Annotated in this window: 12 protein-coding genes and 1 pseudogene; 7 read left to right on the forward strand and 6 right to left on the reverse strand. The window is 72.9% G+C overall.

Translation table 11 applies throughout. From position 1 onward, the window contains the following. Positions 1 to 546: 546 nt before the first annotated feature. The gene (locus tag AB0K37_RS32960) at positions 547 to 1,155 is read right to left on the reverse strand and encodes a TetR/AcrR family transcriptional regulator (RefSeq protein WP_363987646.1); all 609 of its coding nucleotides are present in this window, start codon (positions 1,153 to 1,155) and stop codon (positions 547 to 549) included. An 863-nt stretch (positions 1,156 to 2,018) separates the two neighbouring features. Then, complete coding sequence (locus AB0K37_RS32965) at positions 2,019 to 2,870, reverse strand: SDR family NAD(P)-dependent oxidoreductase (protein WP_363987648.1); 852 nt, start codon at positions 2,868 to 2,870, stop codon at positions 2,019 to 2,021. Positions 2,871 to 3,001: 131 nt separating this feature from the next. Between AB0K37_RS32965 and AB0K37_RS32970 the strand changes: the two genes are divergently transcribed. The 7 genes from AB0K37_RS32970 to AB0K37_RS33000 all read left to right on the forward strand — a co-directional run bounded on the left by AB0K37_RS32970 (position 3,002) and on the right by AB0K37_RS33000 (position 11,458). Continuing rightward, positions 3,002 to 3,376, forward strand: a complete 375-nt coding sequence (locus AB0K37_RS32970; RefSeq protein ID WP_363987650.1) for a hypothetical protein — start codon at positions 3,002 to 3,004, stop codon at positions 3,374 to 3,376. A 118-nt stretch (positions 3,377 to 3,494) separates the two neighbouring features. Continuing rightward, the gene (locus AB0K37_RS32975; protein WP_363987652.1) at positions 3,495 to 5,207 is read left to right on the forward strand and encodes an acyclic terpene utilization AtuA family protein; all 1,713 of its coding nucleotides are present in this window, start codon (positions 3,495 to 3,497) and stop codon (positions 5,205 to 5,207) included. Between the two features lie 56 nt (positions 5,208 to 5,263). Continuing rightward, positions 5,264 to 6,796 (forward strand): carboxyl transferase domain-containing protein, encoded by a 1,533-nt coding sequence (locus tag AB0K37_RS32980; protein WP_363987667.1) that lies wholly within the window; start codon positions 5,264 to 5,266, stop codon positions 6,794 to 6,796. An 11-nt stretch (positions 6,797 to 6,807) separates the two neighbouring features. Next, complete coding sequence (locus AB0K37_RS32985; RefSeq protein WP_363987654.1) at positions 6,808 to 8,769, forward strand: biotin carboxylase N-terminal domain-containing protein; 1,962 nt, start codon at positions 6,808 to 6,810, stop codon at positions 8,767 to 8,769. Further along, on the forward strand, positions 8,766 to 9,920 hold the full coding sequence (locus AB0K37_RS32990) for an acyl-CoA dehydrogenase (protein WP_363987656.1): 1,155 nt from the start codon (positions 8,766 to 8,768) through the stop codon (positions 9,918 to 9,920). Before AB0K37_RS32985 ends, AB0K37_RS32990 begins: the two co-directional genes overlap by 4 nt. A 94-nt stretch (positions 9,921 to 10,014) precedes the next feature. Continuing rightward, positions 10,015 to 11,133: an RDD family protein gene (locus AB0K37_RS32995; protein ID WP_363987658.1), complete on the forward strand. Its 1,119-nt coding sequence runs from the start codon at positions 10,015 to 10,017 to the stop codon at positions 11,131 to 11,133. A gap of 139 nt (positions 11,134 to 11,272) precedes the next feature. Next, positions 11,273 to 11,458, forward strand: coding sequence for a hypothetical protein (locus tag AB0K37_RS33000; RefSeq protein ID WP_363987660.1), 186 nt, complete (start codon positions 11,273 to 11,275; stop codon positions 11,456 to 11,458). A gap of 77 nt (positions 11,459 to 11,535) precedes the next feature. Here AB0K37_RS33000 and AB0K37_RS33005 read toward each other — a convergent pair whose 3' ends face one another. The 4 genes and pseudogenes from AB0K37_RS33005 to AB0K37_RS33020 form a co-directional block, all read right to left on the reverse strand. After that, positions 11,536 to 12,102 carry an AAA family ATPase gene (locus tag AB0K37_RS33005; protein ID WP_363987661.1) on the reverse strand — a complete coding sequence of 189 codons (567 nt, stop codon included), beginning with the start codon at positions 12,100 to 12,102 and terminating at the stop codon, positions 11,536 to 11,538. After that, on the reverse strand, positions 12,099 to 13,157 hold the full coding sequence (locus tag AB0K37_RS33010; protein ID WP_363987663.1) for an enolase C-terminal domain-like protein: 1,059 nt from the start codon (positions 13,155 to 13,157) through the stop codon (positions 12,099 to 12,101). Before AB0K37_RS33010 ends, AB0K37_RS33005 begins: the two co-directional genes overlap by 4 nt. A gap of 126 nt (positions 13,158 to 13,283) precedes the next feature. Next, entirely contained in the window at positions 13,284 to 14,762 is a 1,479-nt protein-coding gene (locus AB0K37_RS33015; protein WP_363987665.1) for an LCP family protein, read from the reverse strand. Positions 14,763 to 14,802: 40 nt separating this feature from the next. Beyond that, a pseudogene (locus tag AB0K37_RS33020) lies at positions 14,803 to 15,189 on the reverse strand (hypothetical protein); the annotation flags it as partial.

Consider the following 15,189-nt stretch of genomic DNA (forward strand, 5'->3'; position numbering starts at 1 on the left):
TGGTACTGCATGGGAGACCGTGTGGGAGAGTAGGACGCCGCCGGACACATATTGCAGGAAGGCCCCGCCGTTACCGGCGGGGCCTTTCTCATTTCATGCAAGGCTCCCAGGGTCCTTTCGCATTGCCCAGGTGCTATGCCGGAGGGACGCTCCGTCCGCCGGTGAGGGCGGCGAGCGCCGGCTGAGCGCGACCCCGGCTTGCATAAAAGGGCCTTCGGCGGTGATCTTCTCCGCCTCCTGCCGGGCGACGCCGTCGACGATGATGAGGCCGCCCTCCGACAAGGGAACGGTCTGGCCGGACTGCAGGAACGTGCCTGCGCCATGGTGCCGTTCGAGAAAGCCACAACCGCGTGAGCCGTGGCGCGAGAGTGATGGGCCGACGATGACCTCGCGGGCCGTGGACGCCCGGGGCTCGACGGCCATCACCAGGAGCAGGGCGCCGGGCCCCCCGCGCATCGCGGCGGTCCTCACCTCGGTGGCCCACTCCCTATCGGCGGGCGCGATCCGCTGCGGGCGATCTCCCTTGGACCGTGCGCTGTTGAGGGCTCAGCGGCCGAGCGCCTGGTCGAGGGTGGTGGCCCACTGGTGCAGCAGGCGGGTGCGGCGTGCCGAGTCGTCGGTGAGCAGGTCGGCCAAGCCGAGGCCGCGGACCAGGTCGAGGGTCGCCTGGACGGTCTCGCGGACGCCGGGGACGCTCTCGTCCACGCCGAGCGCCTCGACGGTGAGGCGGTGCGCCTCTCGGCCCACGCGGGCTTCGAGGGGGAGTACCTGCTCGCGGAGTTGCTCGTCGGAGCTGGCGGCGACCCAGAGTTGCAACGCGGCGCGGAAGAGCGGGCTCGTGTACATCTCACCGAGCACGGCGACGATGTCCCGGGTGGACGGACGGCGGCCGGCGAGGCCGTCCAGGTGTTCCCGCATCTGCGCCATCCGCACCTCGGAGCCGTAATCGACCGCCGCCGTCACCAGTTCCTCCCGCGTCCGGAAGTGATGCTGGGCGGCGCCCCGGGAGACGCCCGCGCGCTCAGCGACCACGGCCACGGTCGTCCCCGCCCAGCCGACGGAGGCGAGGCAGTCGATGGCGGCCTCCAGGAGGCGCTGCCTGGTCGCGCGGCTGCGGTCCTGCTGCGGTTCGCGGGGGAGTGCCTGAGCGGTCATGGGTTCCTTGGTCCGGTGGCCTTCCAGTCAATCAACGATCCGCGGGAGGAACAATCATGCGCGATTGATTTTTCCTCCGCGCCCCCGCCGCCGGCGCTGCGGCGTCCGTGTCACCGTGTGTCGCGCAGTACCGCATCAATCTCCCCGGCGACCCTGGCGGGATCGTGGCACGGCCGCAGCGGGTCACCGGCCGCGAGGACGAACCACGGCACACCGCCCACCCCGGCCTTGGCCCGGATGCTCCCCTGAGCCCGCACCGAAAGCGTCCCAGGGTTCGAACGCGACGTGCCGCCCGTTTCCCCATCCGCCGGGTTCCTGGTCTCGAAGGTCGGCCGCCGCTGCTCGGGGACGTGCCCCGGGTTTCGCCACCGTCATCGCTTCGCCTGCCTTACGGCCGTACCGATGTGCCGCGCTGCCGCGTCCAGCTCGTTAGCCGGACGGATCGGCACCCCTGTGCGGACGTTGGAGAACCACCCCGCCCGCCGTGGTGGCGGCAGCCGACCGTGACCGGCCCCCCGGGGACGCCGTGCGGGATCACGTTGAGGACGGGACATCCGTCGATCGCGGGATCGCCGTGTTCAGCGATGGTGTGCCGCGCCGTTCCTTCCGATGATGGTTCGGTCGGCTCCCGCAGTGAGGTGGCCGGCCAGGGAGACGGTAGCGGGCGGTGCTTGGGTGCACTGGCGAGGAGGCAGGGCTTCAGCGGGACGCGTGGAGGCCCGGCCGAAACCGGCCGGGCCTTCGGTGCCGGTGCGGTACCGGCTGCGATCAGTGGCGGCTCGCGTCGCGGCGCACGTCCACTGACGAGACGTCCTGACCTACACGAGGGTCGTTGCCTCCAGGTCGGAAGAGCTCGGATCGGGTCACCCGGCTCGCTGGTCGAGGTTGCCGTGGGCCTCTGCCGAGAGGTCCTGGCCGTCGGCCCAGGTCTTGAGCCGGTCCGCGTACGCCTGCTGGATCATCGGATAGAAGCCCTGGCCGAACAGCACCCGCAGGGGCGGGGCGTCGGAGTCGACGATCTTGAGGAGGGTCCGGGCCGCGGCGGCCGGGTCGCCGGCGGGCTGCTTGCCCGCGACCTGGGCGAGGCGCCGGCGGAGACCGTCGTAGGCCGGGTCGTTGCGGGCCATGTGGCCGTTGGCCAGCGGATCGGGGTTCTTGTTCTCCCTGGTGGCGAAGCCGCCGGGCTCGATGATGGTCACCTTGACGCCGAAGTCGGCGACCTCGCCGGCGAGTGCCTCGTTCAAGCCCTCCAGGGCCCACTTGGAGGCGTGGTACGCCCCGCCGAGCGGCATGGCGATGAGCCCGGCCGCCGAGGACAGCTGGATGATGTGTCCCGAGCGCTGCTCGCGCAGGTGGGGCAGCGCGGCTTGGACGACCCACACCGCGCCGAACAGGTTGGTCTCCATCTGGTCGCGGAGTTCCCGCTCGGTCAGTTCCTCGATCGCCCCGATCTGGGCGTAGCCGGCGTTGTTGACGATGACGTCGAGACGGCCGAAGTGCTCCTTGGCCCGCTTCACGCCCTCGAAGACGGCGGCCTTGTCGGTCACGTCCATCTCGAGCGGGAGAACCGCGTCGCCGTGGGCGGCGACCAGGTCGTCCAGGCTCGCGGTGTTCCTGGCGGTCGCGGCGACCCTGTCGCCGCGAGACAGGGCGGCCTCAACGAACTCGCGGCCCAGGCCGCGGGACGAACCGGTGATGAACCAGACCTTGCTCATGATCTCTCCGCTCCTCGTTGTCGGTCTCGAACACAAGGCACCGGGGATCGGGCCCTTGTGACAGGCGGGCCCCGTGTCCTGCGTCACAGATGCTTCACCTAGGTGCATTGATTGCACTGTTGTGCAGGTCAATGCACCTCGCGCCCGCAGGCGATGCCGCGGCCCGCGTCGACGCCCTGATCCGGACCCTGCTGGAGTACTCACCGCAGTCGCTTCCTCTGGGGCGCCGACTCGTCCGTCTCACCGTCGATCCGCCGGCGAACGGCGCCCGGCCGAGCCGGAGCCCCCGCCGGGTGGAGTGGCTGGAGCAGGCCTGCCGGCCGCTCCACGGCGTCCTGAGCGAGGAGTCGTTCCAGCGCCTGATCTCGGCCTTGACCATCGTGGTCGGCCGGGAAGCGCAGATCACCCTGCGTGACTTCCGCGGTCTCGACCCGGAGGCCGAGCAAGAGGCCATCACCTGGGCCGCCCGCGTCCTGGTGGAAGCGGCGATCAAGGAGGAGTCCTGAAGGAGTCCCTCGACCCGCTCCTTGGCGGCTGAGGGCACGTCCGGACCGTGGTGCCTCCGCGGCCAGAAACAATCATGCGTGATTGATTTTTTGGGGGTGGGGTGGCAGGGTTCTGGCCATGAGCCAACCGCTGCGGGTCGGTAACGCCTCGGGCTTCTACGGCGACCGCTTCTCCGCGGTGCGGGAGATGCTGGAGGGCGGGCCGCTGGACGTCCTCACCGGCGACTACCTCGCCGAGCTGACGATGCTGATCCTCGGGCGCGGGAAGATGAAGGACCCGGACGCCGGGTACGCCGCGACGTTCCTGCGGCAGATGGAGGAGTCCCTCGGCCTGGCCGCGGAGCGCGGCACCACGATCGTCGCGAACGCCGGAGGACTCAACCCGCGGGGGCTGGCGGCCCAGTTGCGCGAGCTGGCCGCCCGGCTGGGGATCGACGTGCGGATCGCCCATGTGGAGGGCGACGATCTGCTGCTCCGGGCGGAGGAGCTCGGCCTGGCGGACGCCCGCCACGGGCGGCCGCTCACCGCCAACGCCTACCTGGGCGCCTGGGGGATCGCCGAGTGCCTGCGGGCCGGCGCGGACGTGGTGGTGACCGGACGCGTCACCGACGCGTCTCTGGTCGTGGGTCCGGCGGCCGCGCACTTCGGCTGGGCGCGCGACGACTGGGACGCGCTCGCGGGCGCGACGGTCGCCGGGCACGTCCTGGAGTGCGGCGCGCAGGCGACCGGCGGCAACTACGCCTTCTTCCAAGAAATCTACAATGTAAAGGCAGCGGGCTTTCCGATCGCCGAGATCCATCCCGACGGGTCCAGCGTGATCACCAAGCACGACGGGACCGGCGGCGCCGTGACGGTCGAGACCGTCACGGCCCAGCTCCTGTACGAGATCGGCGCGCCCGCCTACGCCGGCCCGGACGTGACGACGCGGTTCGACACGATCCATCCGGCGCAGGACGGGCCCGACCGGGTGCGGATCAGCGGCGTCCGGGGCCTCCCTCCGCCGCCGACCACCAAGGTGTGCCTGAACCACCTGGGCGGCCACCGCAACGAGATGACCTTCGTCCTCACCGGCCTGGACATCGAGGCCAAGGCCGAGCTCGTGAAGGCGCAGCTGGAGGCCGCCTTCACCAAGGGCAGGCCGTCCCGCGTCGAATGGACGCTCATCGGCGCCCCCGGGCCGGACCCGGCCACGCAGGGGGAGGCCACCGCCCTGCTCCGCTGCGCCGTCCTCGACCCGGACCCCGAGAAGGTCGGCCGCGCGTTCAGCGGCGCCGTCGTGGAACTCGCCCTCGCCGGCTATCCGGGCTTCACCATGACCTCCCCACCCGGGAAGGGCGGCCCTTACGGCGTCTACACGCCCGCTTACGTCCCGAACGAGGCCGTCGAGCATGTCGCGGTGACCCACGAGGGCGAGCGCATCGCCATCCCCGCGGCTCCGCACGTGCGCGACCTCGAAGTCTCCGCCGAGGCCCCGTCCGCCGGAGGCGTCCCACCGGGCGCCGCCGTCCGGGCGCCGCTAGGCCGTGTCGCCGGGGCGCGGAGCGGGGACAAGGGCGGGGACGCCAACATCGGCGTGTGGGCCCGGACCGACGCGCAGTGGCGCTGGCTGGAGCCCTTCCTGACCACCGAAAGGCTCCGCGAGCTGCTGCCGGAGACCCGCGAGCACACCGTCCGCCGGCATGTGCTGCCCAACCTCCGTGCGGTGAACTTCGTGGTCGAAGGGCTGCTGCAGGAGGGCGTGTCCGCCTCGACCCGGTTCGACCCCCAGGGCAAGGCCCTGGGGGAGTGGCTGCGGTCCCGCCTCGTCGACATCCCGGAGGCAGTCCTGTGACCCTCAAGAGCACCCTGGACGCGCGGAGCCCGGAGTACCGGGAACGCCGCGCGGCCATGCTGGAGAAGCTGGCGGCCCTGGACGCCGAGCACGCCAAGGCGCTGGAAGGAGGCGGCCGGAAGTACGTCGAGCGGCACCGCGGGCGCGGCAAGCTCCTGGCCCGCGAGCGCATCGAGCTGCTGCTCGACCCCGACTCGCCGTTCCTCGAACTGAGCCCCCTCGCCGCGTGGGGGAGCGACTTCCCGGTCGGCGCGAGCGTCGTCACCGGCATCGGCGTCGTCGAGGGCGTCGAGTGCATGATCGTGGCGAACGACCCGACGGTGCGGGGCGGGGCCAGCAACCCGTGGACGGTGAAGAAGAGCTTCCGGGCGTCCGACATCGCGCTGGAGAACCGGCTGCCCGTCATCAACCTGGTCGAGTCGGGCGGCGCGGACCTGCCGACGCAGAAGGAGATCTTCATCCCGGGCGGCCGCATGTTCCGCGACCTCACCCGGCTGTCGGCCGCGGGGATCCCCACGATCGCGCTCGTGTTCGGCAACTCCACGGCGGGCGGCGCCTACATCCCGGGCATGTGCGACCACGTCGTCATGGTCAGGGAGCGCGCGAAGGTGTTCCTCGGCGGGCCGCCGCTGGTGAAGATGGCGACCGGCGAGGAGGCCGACGACGAGGAGCTCGGCGGCGCCGAGATGCACGCGCGCGCCTCGGGGCTCGCCGACTACATGGCGGCGGACGAGGAGGACGCGCTGCGCCTCGGACGCCGGATCGTCGCGAACCTCAACCACCGCAAGCTCGGCCCCGCGCCGGGCCCGGTCGAGGAGCCGCTGTACGACGCCGAGGAGCTGGCCGGGATCGTCCCCGAGGACCTGAAGATCCCCTTCGATCCGCGCGAGGTCATCGCCCGGATCGCCGACGGGTCGCGGTTCGACGAGTTCAAGCCGCTGTACGGGACGAGCCTGGTCACCGGGTGGACGCGCGTCCACGGCTACCCGATCGGGATCCTCGCCAACGCGCAGGGCGTCCTGTTCGGGGACGAGGCGCAGAAGGCGGCGCAGTTCATCCAGCTCGCCAACCAGCGCGACACCCCGCTGCTGTTCCTGCACAACACGACCGGCTACATGGTCGGCAGGGAGTACGAGCAGGCGGGGATCATCAAGCACGGCGCCCTGATGATCAACGCGGTGGCCAACAGCAGGGTCCCGCACATCTCGATCGTCATGGGCGCCTCGTACGGGGCGGGCAACTACGGCATGTGCGGCCGCGCGTACGACCCGCGGTTCCTGTTCGCCTGGCCGAGCGCCAAGTCGGCGGTGATGGGGCCGCAGCAGCTCGCGGGCGTCCTGTCGATCGTGGCGCGCCAGGCGGCGCAGGCGCGCGGGCAGGCCTACGACGAGGACCAGGACCGCGCGATGCGGGAGATGGTCGAGGCGCAGATCGAGGCCGAGTCGCTGCCGTTCTTCCTGTCCGGGCGCCTCTACGACGACGGGGTGATCGATCCCCGCGACACCCGGACCGTCCTCGGCCTGTGCCTGTCCGTCGTCCACAACGCCCCCGTGCGCGGCGCCGAGGGCTTCGGCGTCTTCCGGATGTGAGTGTCGAAACAATGATCAACAGAGTGCTGGTCGCCAACCGCGGCGAGATCGCCCGCCGCGTCCTGCGGGCCTGCCGGGACCTCGGCGTCGGGACGGTCGCCGTCCACTCCGACCCCGACGCCGCCGCGCCGCACGTCCGGGAGGCGGACGTGGCCGGGCGGCTGCCCGGCGCGTCCCCGGCGGAGACCTACCTGTCGGTGGAGCGGCTCCTCGCCGTGGCGGAGCGCGCCGGGGCCGACGCCGTCCACCCGGGCTACGGGTTCCTGTCGGAGAACGCGGACTTCGCGCGGGCGGTCCTCGACGCCGGCCTGACCTGGATCGGCCCGCCTCCCGAGGCGATCGCCGCGATGGGCTCAAAGATCGAGGCAAAGAAGCTGATGGCCGCGGCGGACGTCCCGGTGCTGCCCGAGCTCGACCCCGCCCGGGTCGGCGGCGCGGACCTGCCGCTGCTGGTCAAGGCGTCCGCGGGCGGCGGCGGGCGCGGCATGCGCGTCGTCAGGACGCTCGGGGAGCTGGAGAGCGCCGTCGCGGGGGCGCGCAGGGAGGCGGAGTCGGCGTTCGGCGACCCCACGGTGTTCTGCGAGCCGCTGCTGGAGGACGCCCGCCACATCGAGGTGCAGATCCTCGCCGACGCGCACGGGACGGTCTGGACGCTCGGCGAGCGCGAGTGCTCGATCCAACGCCGGCACCAGAAGATCATCGAGGAGGCGCCGTCCCCGGCCGTCGGTCCCGAGCTGCGCGCGCGGCTGTGCGGGGCGGCGGCGAGCGCGGCGCGCGCCATCGGGTACACCGGCGCGGGCACGGTCGAGTTCATGCTGGCGCGCGACGGCGGCTTCTACTTCCTGGAGGTCAACACCCGGCTCCAGGTCGAGCACCCGGTCACCGAGTGCGTGTACGGGGTGGACCTCGTCCGGCTGCAGATCGAGGTCGCCGAGGGCGCCCGCCTTCCGGCCGCGCCGCCGGAACCGCGCGGCCACGCCATCGAGGTGCGCCTCTACGCCGAGGACCCCGCGCGCGACTGGCGGCCCGCCAGCGGCACGCTGCACACCTTCGAGGTGCCGGGGGCGGACGCCGAGTTCGCCGTGCCGGCGGCGTACGGTCTGCGGCTCGACAGCGGCGTGGAGAGCGGCGCCGAGGTCGGCGTCCACTACGACCCGATGCTCGCCAAGGTGATCGCGTGGGCGCCGTCCCGGGCCGGCGCCGCGCGCAGGCTGGCGGCGGCGCTGCGCGGCGCCCGTATCCACGGCCTCACCACCAACCGCGACCTGCTCGTCCGGATCCTGGAGGAGCCGGGGTTCCTGGACGGCGCCACCGACACCGGCTACCTCGACCGCGTCGGCCTGGACACCCTGGCCGCCCCCCTGGCGGACGAGGCGGCGGTCCGGATCTGCGCGCTGGCCGCCGCGCTCGCCCAGGCCGCCGCGAGCCGGGCGGGCGCCGCGGTGCTCGGCGGCCTCCCGTCGGGCTGGCGCAACGTGCGGTCCCAGCCGCAGCGCAGGACGTTCCAGGGGCCCGGCGGCCCGGTGGACGTCGACTACCGGCTGGACAGGGACGGTCTGACCTCCGAGCTGTGCCCGGGCACGTCGCTGGTGTCCGCCGCTCCGGACCGCGTCGTCCTCGACCGCGACGGCCTCCGCGAGACCTTCGCCGTGACCGCCGCCGGGGACGCGGTGCACGTCGACTCCCGCTTCGGCCCGGTCGCGCTCGTCGCCGTACCGCGGTTCGCCGACCCGAGCGGCCGGATCGCCCCGGGCTCCCTCCTGGCCCCCATGCCCGGAACCGTCGTCCGCGTCGAGACCGAACCGGGCGCGAACGTCGCCGAAGGGCAGACCCTGGTCGTCCTGGAGGCGATGAAGATGGAGCATCGCATCGCCGCGCCGTCCGCCGGGACGGTCGCCGAACTGAACGTCACCGCGGGGCAGCAGGTCGAGTCCGGCGCCGTCCTCGCCGTCATCGAAGGGACCCCCGAATGAGTTTCGTCGAGACCGAGGAACGGCGGGCCCTGCGCGCCGCGGTCGCCGAACTGGGCGGCAAGTACGGCTCCTCCTACTACGTGGAGAAGGCCAGGTCCGGACAGAAGACCGACGAGCTGTGGGCCGAGGCCGGGCGCCTCGGTTACCTCGGCGTCAACGTGCCGGAGGAGTACGGCGGCGGAGGCGGAGGCATCGGCGACCTCGCCGCCGTGTGCGAGGAGCTGTCCGCCGCGGGCTGCCCGCTGCTGCTCATGGTCGTGTCCCCGGCGATCTGCGCGACGATCATCGCCCGGTCCGGCACCGAGGACCAGAAGAAGCACTGGCTGCCGCGCTTCGCCGACGGCTCGGTGAAGATGGCGTTCGCGATCACCGAGCCCGACGCCGGCTCCAACGCGCACCGCATCACCACCACGGCGCGCCGCGACGGCGACGGGTGGGTGCTGAACGGGCAGAAGACGTTCATCTCCGGCGTGGACGAGTCGGACGCCGTGCTGTTCGTCTCCCGCACGCAGGACCAGAAGGGCAACCTGCGGCCGTCGCTGTTCGTCGTCCCGACCACCGCGCCCGGCTTCACCTTCACCCCCATCGACATGGAGATCGTGTCGCCGGAGAAGCAGTTCGTCTGCCACCTCGACGACGTCCGGCTGCCCTACGACGCGCTCGTCGGCGACGAGGACGGCGGCCTGCTGCAGCTGTTCGCCGGGCTCAACCCCGAGCGCATCATGGCCGCCGCGATGGGCGCCGGGATCGGCCGCCTTGCGCTCGGCAAGGCGATCGGCTACGCCGCGTCCCGGCAGGTGTTCAGAACGCCGATCGGCGCGCACCAGGGCATCGCGCACCCGCTCGCCGCCGCCAAGATCGAGCTGGAGCTGGCCCGGCTGATGGGGCAGAAGGCCGCGTGGCTCTACGACGAGGGCGACGACGCGGGCGCCGGCGAGGCCGCGAACATGGCCAAGTACGCCACCGCCGAGGCCGCGATCCACTGCGTCGACCAGGCCATCCAGACCCACGGCGGCAACGGCCTCACCACCGAGTACGGCGTCGGGATGCTCGCCGGTGTCGTCCGGCTCATGCGCATCGCCCCGGTGAGCCGCGAGATGATCCTCAACTACGTCGCCCAGCACTCCCTGGGGCTGCCCAAGTCCTACTGACCGCTCCGGTGGCGGCGGCGTGGCCGGGCGGTCTAGACTCCTGCCGTTCCCCGCGCCTTGATCAAAAATGAAGATCGCGACCAGAGGGACTCACGTGTACGGTCCGCCACCCGTTCCGCCGCCCGCCGCAGAGCCCATCCCGCCCGCGCCGCCTCCCGCCGCGGCCCCGCGCGGCCGCCGCCTGGCGGCCTGGGGCATCGACACCGCCCTCCTCGCCGGCGCCGCGGTCCTGCTCGGCACGATGACGTGGGGACGGCTCAACGGACTCTTCGGGGACGGGCTCTGGGGCGACGCCCTGTCGGCGGCGGGCGGGCTCCTGCTGTCCGGCGGCGACGTCCGGCAGGCCGCCGAGAACTTCGGCATGGGCATCTGGAACACGGCCGTCAGCGCAGTCGAGCAGGCGCTGCTGCTGCTCATCCTGATCGAGTTCCTGCACCAGTTCGCGGGGCAGGCCTTCGCCGGCCGGACCGTCGGCAAGGCCGTGCTCGACCTGCGCGTGGAGAACGCCAGGTCCGCCAAGTCCAGGGCGCTGCGCCGTTCCCTGGTGACCACGGCGGGCGGCACCGGCCTGTACTGCACCGCGTGGATCCTCCTCCTGCACGGGCTCTTCCTCCTGTCCCTGGTCACCTGGCTGGTCGCCGTCGCGGTGTTCCTGGCCAACAGCGCGCCGACCCTCGTCGGCGCCCGCCGCCGGGGCCTCGCCGACCTGGTGGCGGGGACGTCCCTCGTCCGCGCGGACGGCTACCGGCGCGCAGCCCAGGCCGCGCGGCAGGGCGCCGTCATCGCCTGGGACGGCACGCAGGCGGCGGGCCAGGTCGCGGGGCAGGCCGTTCGTGAGAACGCCGCCCGCATCGCCCAGGCCGAGTCGATGCAGCGCGCCCTGCAGTCCGAGCGCGCCCGGCAGATGCAGGATCTGGGCCGGCGGTCCGCGTCCCGGATGCAGGACGCGATGCAGAGCGAACGGGCGCAGCAGGTCGGCCAGGCGGGCAAGCGCGTCGGGGGCCGGCTCAGGAGCGCCTACCAGGATCGCCGGTCCGCCCGGCGGCAGCCGCTGCCCCCGCAGCCGGAGCAGCCCGCCCTCCCGCCGCCCGCACCTCACTACGACCCCTACGCGCAGCCCGACCCCTACGCGCAGCCCGGTGATGTCCAGCCGGGGTACGTCCAGCCGGGCCGGCACGAGCCGCCGCAGCAGTACATGCCGCCGCCGCAGTAATCGCCCAGGATCCGGAACCGTCGAAGTCCTACTGAATCACCTCACCTCGACCTTTGCTCACTCTTAGTATTCATTGCATTACATAGAGCAGAGGTCGGGGACGATCGCTACGCAAGTACCGGATGCCGGAGCGAAAGGGATGATCATGAAGAGGTGTCTTGCGGTTCTGGTTCTCGCCGCCGGGACGACGATGGCCGGGATGACCGGCCTGTCCGCCACGGCGTCGGCCGCCACGGCGTCCGGCGAGCCGATGAAGGGCCACGACCACCACTGCTGCTGTGAGCACAACGTCAACAAGAACGTGAACATCAACATCAACGGCTGACGCGACGGCCGTTCCCGCCCGGCGGTCCTTCCGGCGGGCTGGCATCTGGCGGAGACCGTGCGGTCTCCGCCAGATCGTCATTCGGCCAGGGCGTCCAGCTGCGCCTCCAGCGGCACGGGCGCGCCGAGGCGGTTGTCCACGGCCGTGTGGGGCACCGGAGGCGGCGTCCCTGGCAGGATCCGGGCGACGAAGGCGTCGAACGCCGCCAGCTTGCCCGTGTCGCGGGGCGAGCCCCGCCGCTCCAGCCGGTGCCGGAGGGTCGCGGCGTCCGTCCGGATCCAGACCAGACGCACCGGCGGCCCGCCCAGGGACGTCACCCACGCGGTCCAGCGCGCCGCGTCCCGGATGTGGCCGGTGAACGGGCCGCTCAGCAGCACCGGGCAGCCGTGCGACCGGATCTCCCGCGCCGTGGCGGTCATCCCCGCGTACTCGTGCGGCTTGACGTGCTCGTCGTACCAGGGGCCCTCGCGCTCGCCCGGATCGCGGGAGAACGCCGCGAGGGTCGCCTCCACGAACGGCCCGAACATCGTGTCCTTGTCCAGCAGCGCCGGGACGGGACGCAACCGCCGGAGCAGCAGGTCCGAGACCGTGGTCTTGCCGGAGCCGGGCGGCCCCGCCACCACCCAGGCCGGGGCGGGCGTCACGTCGACAGGCGCAGTCGGCGGGTCGCCAGCCGCTCGATGCGCGCCTCGTCGATCTCGTGGCCGAGGCCCGGCTGCGTGAGCGGGACGCCGACGACGCCGCCGGACGAGCGCACCGGCGGCGTCACGAACACCGGGCCGCCGGCCGGGTCGGACACGTCGCTCGGCAGCGTGCACCCCGGCAGGGCCGCGAGCGCCACCGCGGCGGCCTGCCCGATGCCGAACGCGCCGCTGCCGCTGCACCACACGTCCCATCCCGCCGCGTAGGCGAGGTCGTGGGCGCTGCGGGCCGCGGTCAGCCCGCCGAGCCGGTCGAGGCGCAGGTGCAGCGCACGGCCCGCCTCCAGCGACAGGGCCGCGTCCAGCGTCTCCAGATCACCCACGTCCGGGGCCACGGCGGTGCCCACCCGCGCCTGGAGCCGGGCGTGCGCCGCGAGGTCGCCGCCGGCGAAGGGGCGCTCGATCGCCGCCAGGCCGTAGGCGTCCAGCGCCTCCACCGCCGCCAGGTGCTCCGGCGACTCGGTGTAGGCGTGGCCCGCGTCGGCGACGAGCGCCAGGGCCGGGTACGCCTGCCGGATCGCGCGGACGGGCTCGACGTCCCACCCCGGCCGGACGTCCAGCGTGACGCGGGTGTGGCCCGCTCCAACGGCCTTGTTGACCCGGGCCGTGACGGTGTCGATCGCCGGCTCGGGGGAGATCCGCGCACCCGTGACGATCGAGGTGCGGGTGCCGCCGAGCGCGTGCGCGAGCGGCAGCCCCCGCGTCCGGCACCACAGGTCCCAGCAGGCCGTGTCGACGGCCGCCGCGGCCTCGCGCGCGCCGAGGTCGGCGGCGGCGGACACGTCCTCGGGGCGGTCCCAGTCGAGTCCGATCAGGGCCGGCCCCATGCGCGTCTCGATGTCCGCCCATGCCGCGCCGGGGTCGCCGGCCCCCTCCCGGACGGCCATCTCGCCCCAGCCGACGGCGTCGTCGCCGGCGAGGCGGACGAGGACGCTCTCCGGACGCCGCCCGCGCGGCATCGCCACGCGGAAGGCGTCGCAGCCGTGGATCCGAGGCACCGCACCAGCCCTTCGAAGTAGGGGTCGTTCCTCAATGATCCCCCCTCCCCGGACCAGGAAGGACAATCCACGCGGGTCAGGACCGCCGCGGCGGGACGGGCGCCGGCCGCGGGCCGGGCCGGCCGGTCAGGGGCAGCTGCTCTCCAGCGACACCGGCTTGGAGCTCGGCTTGGACGGCTCGCCGCCGTCCTGCCCGCCCGGCGAGGCGGTGGGCGAGGCGGTGGGCGAGGCCGTGGGCGTGCCGCTCGGCTTGGTGCTGACCTGGCGCGGCTCGCTGTTGACGGCGTCGGCCGCCAGGGTGCGGATCTTCTCGAAGTCCGGGTTCCCCGTGTAGATCAGCGGCGGGACGAACTGCAGGCTCCTGATCTGAGCGCCGTTCTTGACCCGGTTCGACAGCTTCATCAGCGCGGGCAGCAGTTCCTGCGGGATGTCGGTCGACAGCGTCCGCTTGGCCGCCGCGGCGAGCTTGTCGAAGCTGGTGAGCACGGTCTGCGGGTCGGCCTGCTCGGCGATCGCCCGCATCAGGCACTTCTGCCGGCTCATCCGCACGTAGTCGCTGCTGTTGGTGCGGGACCGCCCGTACCAGAGGGCCTCCTTGCCCTTCAGCGTCCGGTAGCCGGGCTGCAGGACGCCCCCCTGCAGCCCGTACGGGATCGGCTCGGTGATCTTGAGCTTGACGCCGCCCATGGCGTCGACGATGTCGGCGAAGCCGAACATGTCGACGAGGATGTAGTAGTCCACGCGCAGGCCGAGGACTCCGGCGACGGTGGCCTTCAGCAGTTCGGGGCCGCGGCGCTTCTTGGCGACGCCGGGCACCACGTCGGGGTGGTTCTCGGCGTACTCGTAGACCTCGTTGAGCAGGCCCGGGTTCTGCGGGCCGTCGCCGGTGAAGCCGTAGGGGAACCGGTCGCGGGCCGGGCCGGGCGGCATCGGGAACCGCTCCAGGTTCCGCGGCAGGCTCAGCAGCACCGTGTCGCCCGTCTTGGTGTCGACGCTGGCGAGCGTCACGCTGTCGGTGCGCACGCCGGTGCGGTCGGCGGCGGAGTCGCCGCCGAGCAGCAGGATGTTGACGCGCGGCTGGCCGTTGAACGGGTCCGCGGTGTCGACGGGCTTGCCGTTCTCGCTGCCGGTGCGGAAGATGCTGGTCAGCGCGTCCCGGTACACGTAGGTGCTGTGCGCCGACCACGCCACCGGCACCGCGACGGCGGCGCACATCACCGCGACGGCGGCCGCGCCGAGCGTCCGGGCGCCCGCGGCGAGGCGGGTCGGGCGCAGCAGCAGGTAGGAGCGGACGACGACGAGGATCCACAGCACGCCGAGCGCGATGATCGCGGCGGAGGTCCGCTGGAGCACCGCGGGCTGGACGGCGTAGTGGACCAGGTCGGAGCGGTAGAGCGTGGCGGCGCCCGCGAGGGCGGCGACGATCGCCACGTACAGCGCGAGCAGGACTCCGCCGGCGATCCGGCGGCCCGTGACGAAATGCGCGACGCCCCAGACCAGGGCGGACGCGAGCGTCAGTGCCAGCGCGCGAGGGAGGCCCCCGGCTCCGCCGGAGGCACCCTCATCGTCCCTGTTCCGGGCACGCCCACTTGGCGACCGACCCATGTACGCTCCGATTCCCACCCACAGTGAATTAAGCCTCGGCTCACATTATGGACGCGTCGAACCGGGCAAAGGTTGCGTATGAGTCGATCGCATGCGAGCGGGTGTGGCCTTTGGTGCAGATCGTCAGGATAGTGAATCCACCGCCGTTCGGGGACCCGTACGGATGATCACGTAGCGGGCAGGGCGCCAGCGCGTGGGCGGCCGTGAGCGGCGGGACGATCACCAGCAGGCACAGGACCGACACCGTCGTGCCGCCCGCGAGCCGCCACAGCGGCGACAGCCCGGCCGGGAGCAGCACGGCGTAGGAGTGGACGATCAGCCCCGCCCACAGCGCCGCGACGACCAGGCAGCCGGCCGTCAGTGCCGCCAGCCACGCGGGCCGCGCCGCCGCCTGCAGCAGGAGCGGCCGGCCGTGCCCGGCGGCGAG

It is taken from the genome of Actinomadura sp. NPDC049753, assembly GCF_040674655.1.
GTDB lineage: Bacteria > Actinomycetota > Actinomycetes > Streptosporangiales > Streptosporangiaceae > Spirillospora > Spirillospora verrucosospora.